We start from the raw sequence: 16,844 nt of genomic DNA on the forward strand, positions 1-16,844 counted from the left end.
TTTCTTTATATCTTCCTTTGTAAATTATAATGTATTCTTCAAAATATCTATCTTTTCACAATCTCAAGCATACGTTAGACATATTCAAAGAGATATGACATCTTCCATTCTATAATTTTATAAAAAAATAATTTTCCTTATATATTTTTAACACAGTATCATACACATGACACTATTTTTTAATAAGTTCTTATTTGCAAATCATAAGTTCAAATAATCTAAATCAAAATCTAACCACTCCATTGACAATAGACATCATACAACGTATAATATTTATATACAAATACGGTAATAGTATTAAGGAGGTTACACAATGAAAAGTCATGTAATAACAAAAGGAGCAAAAAGTGCTCCACAACGTTCACTACTTAGTGCATTAGGTTTAACAAAAGAAGAAATGGAAAGACCTTTAATTGGTATAGTTAGTTCACAAAACGATATCGTTCCAGGTCATATGAATTTAGATAAAATAGTTAATGCTGTAAAAATGGGTGTTTCTATGGCCGGAGGTACTCCAATAGTTTTCCCTGCAATCGCTGTATGTGATGGAATTGCAATGGGACATGAAGGAATGAAGTATTCATTAGTTACAAGAGATCTAATTGCAGATTCTACAGAAGCAATGGCAATGGCTCATGCTTTTGATGCTTTAGTAATGGTTCCAAACTGCGATAAAAATGTTCCAGGACTATTAATGGCTGCTGCAAGAGTTAATATTCCAACTATATTTGTAAGTGGTGGTCCAATGCTTGCCGGAAAAGTTGACGGATGTAAGACAAGCCTTTCCAGCATGTTTGAAGCTGTTGGTGCTTATAATGCTGGGAAAATTACTGCTGAAAAATTAGATGAATATGAAAACAATGTATGCCCTACTTGCGGTTCTTGTTCAGGAATGTATACAGCAAATAGCATGAACTGTTTAACAGAAGTTCTTGGAATGGGCCTTAAAGGAAATGGTACAATCCCTGCAGTTTATTCTGATAGAATTAAACTTGCTAAACATGCTGGAATGAAAATCATGGAATTACTTGATAAGAATATAAGACCAAGAGATATTATGACGGAAGCTGCATTTATGAATGCATTAACAATGGATATGGCCCTTGGATGTAGTACAAACAGTATGCTGCATTTACCTGCAATTGCACATGAAGTTGGATTTGATTTAAATGTTGACATAGCAAATGAAATCAGTGCTAAAACACCAAACCTTTGTCATCTTGCTCCTGCAGGACATACTTATATTGAAGACTTAAATGACGCTGGTGGAATCTACGCAGTTATGAATGAAATAAATAAGCTTGGTTTATTAAATACTGATTTAGTAACATGTACTGGAAAAACTGTTGGTGAAAACATTGAAGGCTGCATAAATAAGAATCCTGAAGTTATAAGACCTGCTGAAAATCCATATAGCCAAACTGGTGGAATAGCAGTTCTTAAAGGAAATCTTGCACCTGATTCTTGTGTTGTTAAGCGTTCAGCAGTTGTCCCTGAAATGTTAAAGCATGAAGGTCCAGCCAAAGTATTCGACTGTGAAGAAGATGCTCTTGAAGCTATAAATACAGGAAAAATTGTTGCTGGAGATGTTGTAGTTATAAGATATGAAGGTCCAAAAGGCGGTCCTGGTATGAGAGAAATGCTTAATCCAACTTCTGCAATTGCAGGAAGAGGACTTGGAAGCTCTGTTGCTCTTATAACAGATGGACGTTTCAGTGGTGCAAGTAGAGGTGCTTCAATTGGTCACGTTTCTCCTGAAGCTGCTGTTGGTGGTAATATTGCTTTAGTTGAAGACGGGGATATCATCCAAATTGATATCAATGCTAATACTATTAACTTCGTAGTTAGTGACGAAGAATTAGAAATAAGAAGAGCAAACTGGAAACCAAGACAACCTAAGATTACAACAGGTTACCTTGCTAGATATGCTGCACTTGTAACATCTGGTAACAGAGGAGCTATTTTAGACATACCTAGAATGTAATCTATTCATTTAGATATCATTAAATTAATCGAATAACATACTTTAGTAGCCAAGTATAATAGAATTTATTCAATTATACTTGGTTTTTATAATTAACCTAAATGTTTAATCACACTACTACTCCCTTATCAAATTTTCTCACATCTTAAAATTGATTGTTATTTTCTCTTCAAACTATGGCTATAATTCACAATATATTTATGAGTTCTTAAAAACAACTCTTTAGGAGGAATTGTACATGCCAGAAATAATTCAAAGGGGTTTTGTTTCATCTGATAGACTGGAATTTAATGAACATAATGTGGCTTTATTAAAGAAAGCCCAAAAGCATATTTGCTATCTTTTAGATAATGGATATGGAATTGATAAAACAATTGAGTTTGTAGGTAATCATTTTTTGTTTTCAGCTAGGCAGAGGATGGCATTAAAAAGAAGCTTATCCTCTTTTCAAGATATTCAGAGGCGGAAAAATCACAAATTAGCAGCTGGGTATGAAAAAAGTACTATACATATTGATGGATTAAATACAATCATTACTCTTGAGGTTGCATTATCAAATTCAACTTTGCTTAGGTGTATGGATGGAACTTTGCGAGACTTAGCCGGATTGCGCGGAACATATAAACTAATTGATAAAACAGATTTTGCCATTGAATTAATTGGAGAAAAGCTAAACAATATGAAAATAACAAAGACAGTTATATATTTGGATTCTCCTGTTTCAAATACTGGAAGATTAAAATCAAAAATACTAGATATTTTGAATAAATATGATTTTGAAACCAAGGTACTTTTGGTTCCAAATGCAGATGTTGTATTAAACAAGTTAGATCATGTAGTTACTAGTGACGGAATAATTTTAAATACTTGTGGCAGCTGGATTAATTTAGTTTATGAGATCGTGGATGAAAAACTACCGAATACAGCTTTTATTGATTTCACGTTTGATCATATATAAAAATAATCTTTTATAATATCATTCTAGATTTGGTTACTTAACTCATTAAAATATTCCAACACTTTTTTTAGTTATAGCATTAATCGTTTTTTTGAATATAATATTTATGACTAATTTATAAGGAGTTATAAATAAATGTTAGACGACAAAGATCTTACCTATGAAGATAATATGAATTTTGAAAAATTTGAATTTACAGCTGATATCCCTGATATAAAAATAGGGGATCGATCACCTTTCCCTCCATTCCTTGGTGGTGGTGGCAATTTCCCTCCGCAAGGGAATTATCCACCTAATTTTGATATTTCTGATTCTGATTCTCACTCTTCTCCTAACTTTAACTACCCAGGCGGAGGAAAATTCAATCCACCAGGAATGCCTAAATCACCTCCTCCAAATTATACACCTCGTAAAAATGATACTGGTGTTCAGAAGCTTGGATATTCTGATGGTGTAGGTGTTAAAGCTGTCAGTCAAAATTCAATAAGATTTTGTCTTTTTAAATACACATATATCTGGCAGACAAATGGTAGAAGTTATTGGGCTTTTCTTTTAAATGTTGACAGACAATCAGTCTCTGGTTTCAGATGGTTTGGCAGGAATTGGGTATACTTTGGGTTAGATTTAAGAAGAATTGATTCTTTTGTATGTTATAGATCTTCTAACGAAAAATGTGAAGAATGCACAACACTAAGAAGGGGCAATATGCTTTTGGATAACACAAAAGCATATTTCATAAATGGTACAAGAGACGTCTACACTCAAACTTTAGCTTCACTTGATATACCTGAATTTAAAGAGGATTTTATAACCGAAACTGTAGCCTATTTAGACGATAATAAAGTTGATAGCGAAATGCCTTGTGTAAAAGCAAGAAATATTAATTATAGACTTACTTTAGAAGTAAGCTATCCAAGCACTTATGATGATGACTTAAAAAATATAATTAATAAATTTGCTAATGAGTCTTATGAGGATTCATTTAACTTAAGATGTGATTTAACTGATGCTAATCCTCTTGAAACTTTTAACTCAACATTAACGCTAGCACCTGATATTCTTAAATCTTTTTCTGATTCATTTAACTTAAAACTTAGGTCATTAGACTCAACAATCGATGATTGGAACAACATTGCTTACTCTATTAGAACCGAAAAGATATACAACAATTGGAAACCTTATTTTTATAATGATTCATTATATTAAAACAAATATTTTGTCTATGTAATATATCTGAAAGAAGGAAATTTTTATTAATATTTTATACCAACGTAATTTTCTTTCGGAGATAATTTGCTGCTTTGTTTTTAAAAATAAATAATTTATTACAGTATTAAAATTAATAAAGCTAGATAGCATTATACTGCAATCTAGCTTTATTAATAATTTTAAAATAATTATATCCAATAATTCTTATATAAATCTTCAACTTTTTCCCAATCCACTACATTCCATATATTTTGAACATAGTCGGCTCTTAAGTTATTATATTTTAAATAGTACGCATGTTCCCATACATTTATAGTTAAAATCGGAATCAATCCATTCATAGCAGGAGAATTTTGATTTAATGTATTTTTAACCGATAATTTACCATCCTTATCCTTATCCTTAACTAAAAATCCATAACCAGATCCAAATTGACCTATAGCCACATTACTCACTTCAGTTTTCAATGTATCTAAATCACCAAAGGTATTATTAATTTTTACTAATAATTCTCCCTCTAGTGCCTTCTTTGGAGTTGGAGAAAGAAGAGCGAAGTATAAATTATGATTAGAAACTCCTCCTCCTTGATCAATTACCCCTTGCCTAATTTCTTCAGGCAATTCATCTACACTGCTATTAATTGATCTAGGGATTTGATTTAAAAGTTAATTCTTAATTTATAAGAGTATTTATTATTGAGGAACATTATATAAATATTATCCTAAAATAAGATAATACTAAATATAAAGATTAACCAAAAGAAGGTGAATTACATTGAAAAAATTACTTTATATAACAGTAAATTCAAAGCCTGAGAAGTTATCAGCAAGCAAAACAGTCGGAAGAGAGCTCGTAAATAGATTTATTACTAAACATTCTGATTTTGAATTGGAAGAACTAGATTTGTATAGCTGCCATATACCAAGATTAGAATATGAGTACTTTGAGAAAAGAAACTGCATGCTAAAAGAGAAAGAATTCAACAAATTAAATGAACATCAAAAAGATGAAGTTCATCAAATTGTTAAGCTAGCAGATCAATTTAAAGCAGCTGATTTATATGTTATTGCTGCTCCAATGTGGAGCCTCTCCTTTCCTTCCACTCTAAAAGAATATATAGATTGTGTCGTAATGGAAGGAAAAAGTATACATATTGAAGATGACCACGTTGAAGGTTTATTGAATGATAAGCAAAGAGGAATGATCTACATCCAATCTTCAGGCGGATCTATTCCTTGGTATTTAAGAATTGTAATGAATAAAGGATTGAATTACGTCCATGATATTATGAAATTTATAGGTATAAAAAGATTTGAGGAATTATTAGTTGATGGTACCGGAACCACTGAGAAAGAAAAAAAACAAGCAATACAAAATGCTATTGGAAAAATTGACGATATAATTGAAGAAGTATGGAGATAATTGCAGTGTTAATCTTAAATTCAATATAACACTATAGCAAAATGTTAAGAAGATGTGATATGTTAAAAATCAAAATTCATTTTACATCTTCATACATTTAACAATTAAGTATAACTCTATTCCAACTATATTACTTCAACCTTCCATAAGCACTACGTCATGCCATATACAATTGCTCATTCTGCTTATTTTTTCTCTCATTCCAATCTGTCTAAATCCACATTTTTTTATGTAATTCTATGCTTTCTATATTTTCTTTTATAATTCCGGACTGCAAAGTCTAGAAACCATTTTCTTCAGATAGCTTAATTACGTTTCTTAAAAGTACACTTCCTATTCCTTGTTCCCTAAATTATTGTCCAATATATATACTGACTTCAGCAACTCCTGAAAAACACATCTGCATGAAGTTGGAATTAAAGCAATCCAGCCTAATACATCTTTTCTTGAACGAGCTATTAATCTACAAGTTTTAGATTAATATATTGTTATACTATTTGCCATGGATTTTCTTTGTTTTCCATAAATAAAATACAACTTTTTATTGAATTTTCTACCATATCACTAACAGCTTGGTTCGTATAGAAAGCGGTATGTGGTGTTATAATCACGTTTGGGAATGACTTCAGAATAGCTAAATCTTTATTTCTTAGTATCTCGCCTTTTAAATCCTTGTAATATATATCAGCCTCATTTTCTAGTACATCTAAAGCAGCACCACCTATTTTATTTTCTTCAATTGCTGTAATTAAATCACTTGTATTAATTAAAGAGCCACGAGCGGTATTTATAATAAAAACTCCATTTTTCATTAAACTAATAGAATTTTTATTAATCATATGAAAATTATTATTCGTAGCTGGCATATGCAATGTTATTACATCACTATCTTTAATTATGGTATCGAAATCCACATACGTTGCATAGTTCTTTACACTTTCAGTCTCATATACATCATGTGCTAAGATTTTACATCCAAATCCGTTTAAATACCTGATTACCGTTTGTCCAATCTTCCCTGTACCTATTACCCCAACCGTCAAATTTGGCAACTCTTTTCCTTGAACTCCGCTTAAAGAATAATCTTGAATGTTACTTTTCTCCATTATTAACTTAACTTTTCTTATAGCCATAAGTATTAACATTATTGTATAATCAGCCACACTATTTGACGAGTATGTAGCATTTCCAATGTGGATACTAAGTTCTTTAGCCCTTTTTAAATCTATATGATCATATCCAACTGTTCTTGTAGAAACAAACTTAACACCTAACTCATGAAACTTTTCAATTAGTTCTGAATTTATCGCTGTTGTGATAATGCTAACACACTCAAATCCTTTTGCTAATTCAGCATTTTCCATTGTTGGTCCTTCATCACATAATGTCACTTCAATATTATATTTCTTACTAAATTTTTTAAAATATTCCGTTTCATCGCTTCTATGACTGTATGCTAAAATCTTCATTTCTCCAATCCTTTCCATAATATATTAGTCTACTATACTATTTTACCATACTTTTTAATATTAATTTACAATATTTGCATAAAAAAATAGGAGTATATTTTCTCTCCTATTTTGAAAATAATATTTACTTTGTTTAAAAGGAATTTACTAATAACATTATATTTAAAATTGTAACTATTCCAGCAATTATCCATAATGTTATTTTTTCAACCGGTGTATTTTTATATACACCCATTACTTTCTTTGAGGATGTCAAGTATATTTGAGTGAAAATGGTTATAGGTAACTGTATACTTAATAACATTTGAGAATATAATAGTCCTTGAAATGGATTGTTAATAAAAAATATTACAACTAATGAAAATAATATTGTTATTAATACACCTGTTTTACTATGCTTATTATTTATATCATATTCTTCTCCAAATAATCCTGCAAATATAGAACCTCCAGCCATTCCTGCAGTAACTGATGAGGCTAAGCCTGCAAAAAGCAATGCTATTGCAAATACTATCGAAGCCGAATTTCCAAGTAACGGTTTTAACATTGATTGAGCTTGTTCAAGTTCGGTAACCTGAATATTATTTTTGAAAAATGTTATTGCAACTAAAATCATAGCACTATTTATTATAAATCCAATTATCATAGATAACAATGTATCCATAAATTCATATTTTAATTGTTTCTCTAAGATTGACTTGTCCTTCAAGTTCCATTTCCTGCTTTGAATTACTTCTGAATGTAAAAATAAATTATGTGGCATTACGACTGCACCTAAAACACTCATTATTATCGGCAAAGAATTTAATGGTATACTGGGTATAACTGCACTTTGCAGAGCTTCTCCCCAATCTATATCAACCAAAAAAGTTTCAAATATAAATGATATTCCAATTATCGATACAAATCCAATAATTACTTTCTCAATTTTTCTATAGGAGTTGGAAAATAACATAACAACTATTACTGATGCAGAAATTAAAGCTCCTATTTTCAAAGGCATATTAAATAACATTTTCAAAGCTATCGCAGCTCCCAAAATTTCTGCCATTGCTGTACTTACAGCTGCTAACATTGCTGTAAGTGTAATTACTCTTCCAATACTTTTATTAACATGTTTATTGATTGCTTCAGAAATACATAATCCTGTTACTATTCCTAAATGAGCAGCGTTATGTTGCAATATAATAAGCATTATTGTAGATAATGTAACGATCCAAAGTAATTTATAACCATAACTTGATCCTGCTGCTATGTTTGACACCCAATTTCCTGGATCTATAAATCCAACTGTAACTAAAATTCCAGGTCCAATATACTTTAACAGGTCCGCCCCCAAAAGCTTATTTCTAACTGTTTTTTTGGATTTTTCCGCCATAATTAATCACCTCTCTTCTTTATTATATGATAATCATTATCGTTAGTAAAGACTTAAAATCTTACTGTTTAATGTATAAACACTTACCCTAGCAATTATAATATATATCCTTATTAATATTTAATAATTAATTTCTAATATACTATGCCATAAAATACTAAAATGCCACTCCTCAACATTCTCTTCTTAATGGGATTTTAAGTTACATTACCGAAAGATATATGTACCTAAATAACCAATTATAAATTTATTTATATATAAATTAACTCCAGAATATCAGTGTACAAGAAAACGACTTAAATTATTGTACCATAACAATTTAAGTCATTTCTATAAAATACCCACTCTATTTAGATTAATTCTAAATTAATTGTCCCCATCTAAGAAATTACCTAACATACCAAGTACACTGCCTTCTTCTTTGCCTCTTCCGCCTGCAGTTGGCGCTGCTGCAAATACACGTTCAGCCAGTCTGCTAAATGGTAAACTTTGTATCCACACTGTTCCCGGACCTGAAACTGTAGCAAAGAACACACCCTCTCCTCCAAACAGAGTATTTTTAATTCCACCTACAAATTGTATATCATATTGTACATCCCTAGTCATAGCAACAATACATCCAGTATCTATTTTTAATATTTCCCCTGGCATAAGATTTCTCTTAACAATTGCACCACAAGCATGTATAAAAGCCATTCCATCTCCCTCTAATTTTTCAAGAATGAATCCTTCTCCGCCAAAGAAACCTACGCTTAATTTTTTTCTAAAATCTATCCCTACAGAAACACCTTTTGCTGCACATAAAAAGGCATCTTTTTGACATATTAGCCTTCCACCAAGTGTGCTTAAATCCATAGGAAGTATTTTTCCGGGATAAGGTGCCGCAAAATATACCTTTTCTTTTAAAGTACCTGAATTTGTAAATGCCGTCATAAATAAACTTTCTCCTGTAAGTACCCTTTTACCCGCCGAAAAAAGCTTATCCATAAAGCCATTAGAATTCTGCTTTGATCCATCTCCAAAGATGGTTTCCATTTGTATGTTTGAGTCCATCATCATCATTGACCCTGCTTCTGCAATTACAGTTTCTGTTGGGTCTAATTCAATTTCCACATACTGCATATCATCGCCATAAATAGTATAGTCTATTTCGTGTGCATACATATTTCATTCCCCTTTACTAATTTAAATAAATTTTACTTACTTATTAAATCATTATGGATATTTTACTTTATAATATATTATTTTCTATAAATAAACAATTGTATTTAATTAAAATTTAATTTAGCACTTTTACTGTTTTTTATTCACATACCTCTAATTTTAGTCTAACCTTAATAATCTATTTAAATGTATAATTGAAAATTAATTTTTCATAAGCATATATCAGTACAGTTCCTATGAAATAGCAAAAAATATCACCCACATCAAAAGTTGATCCTAATACTATTTGGACTATTTTAACATTTTCTAAATGCAAAAAAGAAATTATATTCAAATATTGAGTAAATTCAATAAAGCAGGCAAATAAAAAAACATATAATATTAAGAATTTTCCTTTATTAATAAAACTCTTAAGAAAGAAATAGATCAAACATACAACTAAGACGTCCCCTATGAAAGGCCTAATTATTTTATCATGTATAAATAGCGCAATTGCTATTTCGACCATTAATAAAATTACAAATATGCTCAAATTTTTACAATTAATTTTCATCAATATTACTCCCATCCTTAACACAAATTCAACCGAGTTAAAAATAATATAATTTTATTAATAGATTCACATATATATTCCTTTAGTTTTATTCTGAAGTTCATAAATAAAATATTTAAAAAATTATTTAATTATTATCGGATGTAAATAATAAGGTTAGAAAGAATTACTCTTTCTAACCTTTCATAAGTTATGCTGAATAGAATTTTATTCTAACTACAATATCCTTCTTGCTGCATAAAAATTATATACAGGACCTACTTTTACAACATCCCCTGTTTGAGGAGCATGTATCATTTGTCCATTACCTACATATATTCCCACGTGCCCAGGATTAGGAAATACCAAATCTCCTGGTTTAAGTTCATCTCGGCTAATAGATTGTCCAACATCTATTTGAGTATAGGTTGTTCTTGAAATGTCTATTCCCGTGGCATTTCTATAAACATAAGAAGTAAATCCTGAACAATCAAAAGTATCCGGACCTGTTGCTCCCCAGACATAAGGAGTTCCTAAATGTTTATATGCTTCATTTAAAACAGCCTGAGCATTTCCTGCTGAAGGAGCAGATACTTTAGTATTTGCTTTTTTAGTATCTACTTTTGTATTTGAAGCTTTGGCTTGTGCTTGAGCTTGTCTTTCACGTTCAGCTGCTTGTTTTTCCTCAGCTGCTTTCTTTTGACTTGCTATTACCTTTGCATTATCAAGTTTGCTATTAATCTCTTTAATAATAATTGGACTTTTTATCTGATTATCTCTAATACTAATTAATTGACTAATTGCACCTTGAACATCTGCATATGTACTACTTGAACTATCTATCGTATCAAACTGAGATTTTACAGCTTCCCTTTCTAATTGTGATAAATATTCAGCATCAAATTTGCTTCTTTCTACCTTTGCCTGTTCTGCTAAAGCCTGTTGGTCTCTCTTCTTTTTATCTAATTCACTTAAATCATCTTGAATTTCTTTAGTAAGCTTATTTATTTCATTCTTTTTATCATCTAAAGACTTCACTTTACTATTTAACTCATTTTTCTTATCTTCAATATTTTCTATTGCTGATTTATCTTTTCCTACAATTTCAGTTACAGCTTGTATCCTTGAGAAGAATTCGCTGCTAGAATCTGCTTTAAGTACAAAATTAACATAGTTAAATTCCAGATCTCCTGAGTTATACATTGCCTTTACTCTTTGACCTAACGCTAAGTCTAAATCATTTATTTCTTTTTTACATTGATTTATATCTTTCTTAGTATTTTCCATTATATTATTAATATTTTCGATTTCCCTTTTATTTTTATCAACTGCAACTTGCAGCGGCTCAATTTGAGCACTCAATTCGTCAACTTTACTTTCAATGTCTTTTATTCTATTTTCAATTTCAGCATATTTTTGCCTTGATTCATTTAATTGTGCATTATCGGGTGCTGCAAATGCTGATATTGAACTTCCTAAAGTCATTATGATTACTAAAACTAATGATATAATTCTTTTCTTCATATTTCGTCGGTTTAATAAACCTTTCCCCCTTACCGTCCCCTAATATAAACATTATAACACCTTTAGTAATCGTCAACAATCTGAGTATATGCTGAGAATCCACATTTTTATATTCATTCCTATGTTTGTACCCTTTTTTCTTGCTTATTCTTAGTTATTTTATCAACCACTAATGATTTGGATTATTTTCAATATATTTACAATAATAAAAATAAATCAAAACTATGGAAAAGATTTTAACAAATTTATACTAGTTTAATTTATTCACAACATGAACTTAAAATAATATTTCGCAATTTTCTGGTAAGATGAGTGGTCCCTGCATCAGTTTTTTGTATCATAAATAGGAATGTTAATTCTTCTTCTGGACAATTACAGAAATATGGCCCAAGCCAGCCATCCCATCCATATTCTCCTGAGCTCCCCAAGTCTCCAGCCTTACTACAATCAGTCATTACGCGCATTAGATTTCCATAACTATGTCCACCTAAGGTAACCCAGTTATCAAAACTTTTCTGCTGCACAGCATTCAAAGTTCCTGATGTTAGATATTTAACTGTGTGAGGAAGTAAGATCTGAACGCCATCCAAACTTCCACCATTCATAAGCATGGTAGTAAATCTTGAATAATCATCTATTGTAGAAACCAATCCTGCTCCTCCTGACTCAAATGCTGGACTTCTATCCATCTTATTAACTATTCCTAAATTATTCCCCGTATAAACTTCTAAATCCCCGCCATTATCATTTATATAAGTTTTAGCAAGGCGACTTCCTTTTTCTTCTGGTACCCAAAATCCTGTGTCTTTCATACCTAGTGGTTGAAATATTTCTTCTTTAAAAAACTCTCCTAATCTTTTACCACTAACAACTTCAACAACAGCACCTAAAACATCTGCTGAAGTACCATACTCCCAAGAGGTCCCTGGTTGAAAAGCTAAGGCACATCTCCCTAATTTATTTATAACTTCTATTGTGCTCATTGGTGTATCGCCTAATAATCTATCATCTATCTCTCTAAATAAAGCTTCTGTATCTTTTCCTGCTCTATGATTACCACCATAAACCAATCCCGATGTCATAAAAAGTAAATCCTTAAGCGTGACATCTCTATCGACAGGAACTAAAGTATCACCTGCACCAACCATCTGCTTTTCGAATCCCGGGATATATTTACTTACTGGTTCATATAAATCGATTTCTCCTCTTTGTAAAAGTATCATAACTGCAGCTGCTGTAATAGGCTTTGTCATGGAATATAGTCTAAAAATAGAATCTCTTTTGATTGAAATTCCTGCTTCCTTATCAGCAAAGCCATCTTCATAATAGAAAATTTCTTTGCCTCCCTTAATTATCTTTAAGTTTGCACCAGCTATAAAATTATCATCTATGTTCTTTCTTAATATCTTTTTAATTTGTTCTATTTCAGTCTTCCCTAACATTTCGAATGCCTCCTCTTTAATTCCCACATATACTTTCATCTAATTCTCACGATACTAAAGAAATCCATTAAATCATTTCCTCAGAAATTATTTAACTATTATAACATATTGAACCAATTTATTGAATACCTTTACTAATACTTAATTAAATCCATTTGAAACTTCTTACTCTTATAAAATCAGTTATTTCTCTTTTCATCAATTATCCTTTTGGATTCACCCTTGGAAAAAGTCACGATGTTCGTGCATCTGCAGCCTTAAGCATATTCTCGGAAGATTGAAAAATAACTACATATATTTTCATTATGAGAAATGGCCACCAATTTTAATGAATTGATGGCCATTCTATATAAATTTTAAAATAAGTTTCTATCTTTTTGCATCTGCATAGTGATTTCAATTCTGCATTTTTCGTAGTTATTATAATTCTGTCTCTGAAAATCATAATTTGAATAACTACATTTAATACTTTTCTTTGATATAAATTTAAAAATTGTTCTTATATAATTTTTAATTTTAATTTTTACGCAAGTTAATAAATTTACTATTCTATTTTCTTTTTTCATTTCATTCTTACCTTTAAATAAATACAAACTTCACTCTGTATTTTTTATAATTCCTTTCCTAGAATATTCCTTAAATTCAGCATTATTGCTTCCCATATTCATCACTCCTAACTTAATATATTTTTAAGGCTCTTAAGCAGTTTATTTAATACTAAAACAACTTAATAATAATAGTTTACCTTTCTTATTCTGTAAGTAATAGTTAAAAAATAATTATAATTAAACTTTCCCAACTTTTAGGCATTATGCATCAACATCTTCTTCAAATGCCTTACATGATAACTTTAATATCTCATTATTTAATTTAAATACAATTTTTCTTATACTATCCTCAGAAAGATTATATGTCTGTGCTATGTTAGAAATTTTTATTCCTTCTTTGTACAAATTATATATCTCCATATTTCTTTTTCTAATTGCTAGTCTTGTACCATTGTTTTCGCCCCATCCTTTTCTTTCTTCATTCTTAGGAATATATATTGTTTCTCCTTGAATGTACTTTTGAAGTTCCCTTAAAAGCTTTTCTGGTAATATATCTTTTCCGTTTTTGTAACACAACGTTAAATTCCTCCTCGTTATTTTCAGTGTCAAGTAATACTACGATTTTAGAATTTTTCATTGAGACCACCCCCATATCTTACTTGCTATTTTTTACTCTTTCATCTCGAATCTATTGGATATAATAACTTATTTAAAAACCAACAGTACAATTTTATTATTTATTTTTCTTGATTAGTTTTTATATAAATCTAGAAAAATCCCGTGGACACATAACCATCCACGGGATTATATAAAAAAGACAATAAAAAAAACACGATAACCCTCGTGCCTTCTGCCAAATTTAAATCCATATTAATTCATCAGATGACGGTTATTAATTATTTTTCGAAAGCACAACAAATAAAGAGTAACCGAACTCTAATTGTATCCTTTTTATAGATATTACAAAAAACTAAACTATAAATTTTTACACTGCTTCCGACAATATTAAGTTATTGATCAATTACCTCTTTACTAGCTATTAAAATATTCATATTATACATCCTCCTTCATCTGAATTTTATATCAAGCAGATATGAATTTCTTCAACTGCATTATATGTTATATATTACTTTATGTTCTACTTTATGTCAACATTTCCCAAAATACATACAGAAAATAAATGTGTACTTTTTAAGCTAAGTTATAGAGGAAGCCATATGGCCTCCTTATTAACTGATGGTTACATTAGCCTGTACCTAGACTAATGGCCACCTCCTACTTATGATCAATATAATCATCCCCTTTCCCATAGAATTACCGGCAATTAAATTATCTCATAACTTGGATAAATTTCTCAATGGAAAGAATTTTTATAATGAAAGTTTCCTATTACATAAATTCTTAGTATGAAGATAATTCCTTGTTATTAATGATAATATTATTTGTTAATCTTATTTAATATCCAAGCCATATTATTTCCAACAGACTCCATATTCTTCATACCTTCAATATCATTAAGCACTTCACCAACTTCTTTCCCGTATACCATATTCCAGTATGTGCCACCAACTGAGTACATTTCCATACAGTGTAAGAAATAATTCATAGTATCAAAAGCACGTGTTGCACCACCTCTACGAACTGCCACTACAGATGAACCTATTTTGTGTTTAAAAAGATTGCCATTAACTTTAGATACCATACCAATCCTTTCTAATAACGCCTTCATATTTGCTGTAACATCTGCAAAATATACTGGTGAACCTAAAATAATTCCATCAGCTTCAATCATCTTTTCTATACATTCATTTACAATATCATTCTTAAAAACGCATTTCTTATCTTTGTTTTTAAAACAATTTCCACAACCTATACATCCATTAATTTTTGTATTAGCTAAATCAATTAATTCAGTTTCAATACCTGATTTTTTTAATTCACTAAATATTGCTTCTATAATGATAGAAGTATTTCCATTCTTTTTCGCACTTCCATTGATAGCTATAACTTTCATTTATATACCACTCCTGATTAATAATTATTGTTTTAAAATTATATATTTTATGCTAAAATTAGTTTAAACGTTGTACAACATAGTCTTATTATATTTTATAAATATAAATTTTAATAATATCTATACAATATATCTATATAACTTTAAGTTATAATAGGAGGCAAAAATGATTAGTGTAGATCAAATGAAATATTTCATAGAAATAGTTAAACACGGTAGTCTCAACAAAGCCGCACAGCACTTATTTATTTCACAGCCAGCTCTTACAAAACAATTAGCAATTTTAGAAAAATCTATGAACTGTTCCCTGTTAGTGAGAACTCCTAGTGGTATAAAATTAACATCTTCAGGGAGATACTTCTATGAACGTTCTAATATGATTATTTCTATGATTAATGAAACTATAGATAAAATTGAAGGATTTAGCAATGGTGATACGATTAGAATTGGTGCCCTTCCAAATTTAATAACATATTTTTTACCTAGATATATTGATAAATTCAGGAGTATGAATCATGAAGTATTTATTGAATCCATGGATACAAATAGTAAACTAATAGCTAGTTTAGATGATAATTTATTCAATATAGTTTTTGTATCTGATGTCATAGAAAAACCCAACTTTGTTACTATTCCATTAATAGTTGAACCTTTTTTCGTAGTTATGAGTAAAACAAATCATTTAGCGAATATTGATGAAATTGATTTTTTCACGGTAATTAAAGAAAAGTTAATTTTATATAAGGATCCATGTCCAATACGAGCAAAGATTAGAGAACATTGTAATCTTATGAATCTTATCCCTAATATTATATTAGAACTTGAAGAAACAGAATCCGTTATCAAATATGTCGAACAGCATTTAGGTATAACAATCTTACCTAAAATGGTCGTGAATAATATAAATAATCCTTTAATAGTAGTACGTGAAATCAAAAAACTGCCTATCCATAGAGTTGTTTCAGCTGTAATGAAAAAAGAGGTTAGTTCTTATTTTTTACCAATGCTATTGTAACAATTGAGTAGATAAACTTGACAATATGATTTTTAAATGTTTATGAGTCATTGAATAATTTACAGATGAGTTCTAATACTCTTCTCTTTTTACCTAATAGTTAAACAATGTATTGCTAATAGAATTTACAAATGCTAAAATTTAATAAGTAAATCTAAATAAAGTTTCAATAAATATATTTATAT

At 29.9% G+C, this 16,844-nt stretch carries 13 protein-coding genes and 2 pseudogenes; 5 read left to right on the top strand and 10 right to left on the bottom strand.

Translation table 11 applies throughout. The annotated features are described in order from the left end of the window. Window positions 1–313: 313 nt before the first annotated feature. The 3 genes from ilvD (at window position 314) to CLCHR_RS17595 (ending at window position 4,148) form a co-directional block, all read left to right on the top strand. Window positions 314–1,984 (top strand): dihydroxy-acid dehydratase, encoded by a 1,671-nt coding sequence (ilvD, locus tag CLCHR_RS17585; protein ID WP_079441212.1) that lies wholly within the window; start codon window positions 314–316, stop codon window positions 1,982–1,984. A 238-nt stretch (window positions 1,985–2,222) separates the two neighbouring features. Further along, a complete protein-coding gene (locus CLCHR_RS17590) occupies window positions 2,223–2,942 on the top strand; it encodes a DUF434 domain-containing protein (RefSeq protein ID WP_079441213.1) in 720 nt (239 codons plus the stop codon). 135 nt (window positions 2,943–3,077) lie between these two features. Further along, entirely contained in the window at window positions 3,078–4,148 is a 1,071-nt protein-coding gene (locus tag CLCHR_RS17595) for a hypothetical protein (protein WP_079441214.1), read from the top strand. Between the two features lie 191 nt (window positions 4,149–4,339). Here CLCHR_RS17595 and CLCHR_RS17600 read toward each other — a convergent pair. After that, window positions 4,340–4,806 (bottom strand): annotated as a pseudogene (locus tag CLCHR_RS17600) (superoxide dismutase); the annotation flags it as partial. A 119-nt stretch (window positions 4,807–4,925) separates the two neighbouring features. Between CLCHR_RS17600 and CLCHR_RS17605 the strand changes: the two are divergent. After that, the gene (locus CLCHR_RS17605) at window positions 4,926–5,573 is read left to right on the top strand and encodes an FMN-dependent NADH-azoreductase (RefSeq protein ID WP_079441215.1); all 648 of its coding nucleotides are present in this window, start codon (window positions 4,926–4,928) and stop codon (window positions 5,571–5,573) included. Window positions 5,574–5,708: 135 nt separating this feature from the next. Here CLCHR_RS17605 and CLCHR_RS25285 read toward each other — a convergent pair. The 9 genes and pseudogenes from CLCHR_RS25285 to CLCHR_RS17655 all read right to left on the bottom strand — a co-directional run. After that, a pseudogene (locus tag CLCHR_RS25285) lies at window positions 5,709–6,047 on the bottom strand (N-acetyltransferase family protein); the annotation flags it as partial. A gap of 14 nt (window positions 6,048–6,061) precedes the next feature. Further along, window positions 6,062–7,042 carry a D-isomer specific 2-hydroxyacid dehydrogenase family protein gene (locus tag CLCHR_RS17615; protein ID WP_079441226.1) on the bottom strand — a complete coding sequence of 327 codons (981 nt, stop codon included), beginning with the start codon at window positions 7,040–7,042 and terminating at the stop codon, window positions 6,062–6,064. A 133-nt stretch (window positions 7,043–7,175) separates the two neighbouring features. Beyond that, window positions 7,176–8,420, bottom strand: a complete 1,245-nt coding sequence (locus CLCHR_RS17620) for an Nramp family divalent metal transporter (protein ID WP_079441216.1) — start codon at window positions 8,418–8,420, stop codon at window positions 7,176–7,178. 366 nt (window positions 8,421–8,786) lie between these two features. After that, complete coding sequence (locus CLCHR_RS17625; protein WP_079441217.1) at window positions 8,787–9,584, bottom strand: TIGR00266 family protein; 798 nt, start codon at window positions 9,582–9,584, stop codon at window positions 8,787–8,789. A gap of 178 nt (window positions 9,585–9,762) precedes the next feature. Continuing rightward, window positions 9,763–10,152 (bottom strand): ribosomal maturation YjgA family protein, encoded by a 390-nt coding sequence (locus CLCHR_RS17630; protein ID WP_341456922.1) that lies wholly within the window; start codon window positions 10,150–10,152, stop codon window positions 9,763–9,765. A 201-nt stretch (window positions 10,153–10,353) separates the two neighbouring features. Then, window positions 10,354–11,640, bottom strand: a complete 1,287-nt coding sequence (locus CLCHR_RS17635) for a C40 family peptidase (protein WP_079441219.1) — start codon at window positions 11,638–11,640, stop codon at window positions 10,354–10,356. A 260-nt stretch (window positions 11,641–11,900) separates the two neighbouring features. After that, entirely contained in the window at window positions 11,901–13,082 is a 1,182-nt protein-coding gene (locus CLCHR_RS17640) for a serine hydrolase domain-containing protein (RefSeq protein ID WP_079441220.1), read from the bottom strand. An 809-nt stretch (window positions 13,083–13,891) separates the two neighbouring features. Continuing rightward, window positions 13,892–14,206, bottom strand: a complete 315-nt coding sequence (locus CLCHR_RS17650) for a CD3324 family protein (protein ID WP_079441222.1) — start codon at window positions 14,204–14,206, stop codon at window positions 13,892–13,894. An 862-nt stretch (window positions 14,207–15,068) separates the two neighbouring features. Next, on the bottom strand, window positions 15,069–15,644 hold the full coding sequence (locus CLCHR_RS17655; protein WP_079441223.1) for a flavodoxin family protein: 576 nt from the start codon (window positions 15,642–15,644) through the stop codon (window positions 15,069–15,071). Window positions 15,645–15,810: 166 nt separating this feature from the next. Between CLCHR_RS17655 and CLCHR_RS17660 the strand changes: the two genes are divergently transcribed. Then, a complete protein-coding gene (locus CLCHR_RS17660; RefSeq protein ID WP_079441224.1) occupies window positions 15,811–16,659 on the top strand; it encodes a LysR family transcriptional regulator in 849 nt (282 codons plus the stop codon). Window positions 16,660–16,844 lie beyond the last annotated feature (185 nt).

The sequence above is a fragment of the Clostridium chromiireducens genome (assembly GCF_002029255.1).
GTDB lineage: Bacteria > Bacillota > Clostridia > Clostridiales > Clostridiaceae > Clostridium > Clostridium chromiireducens.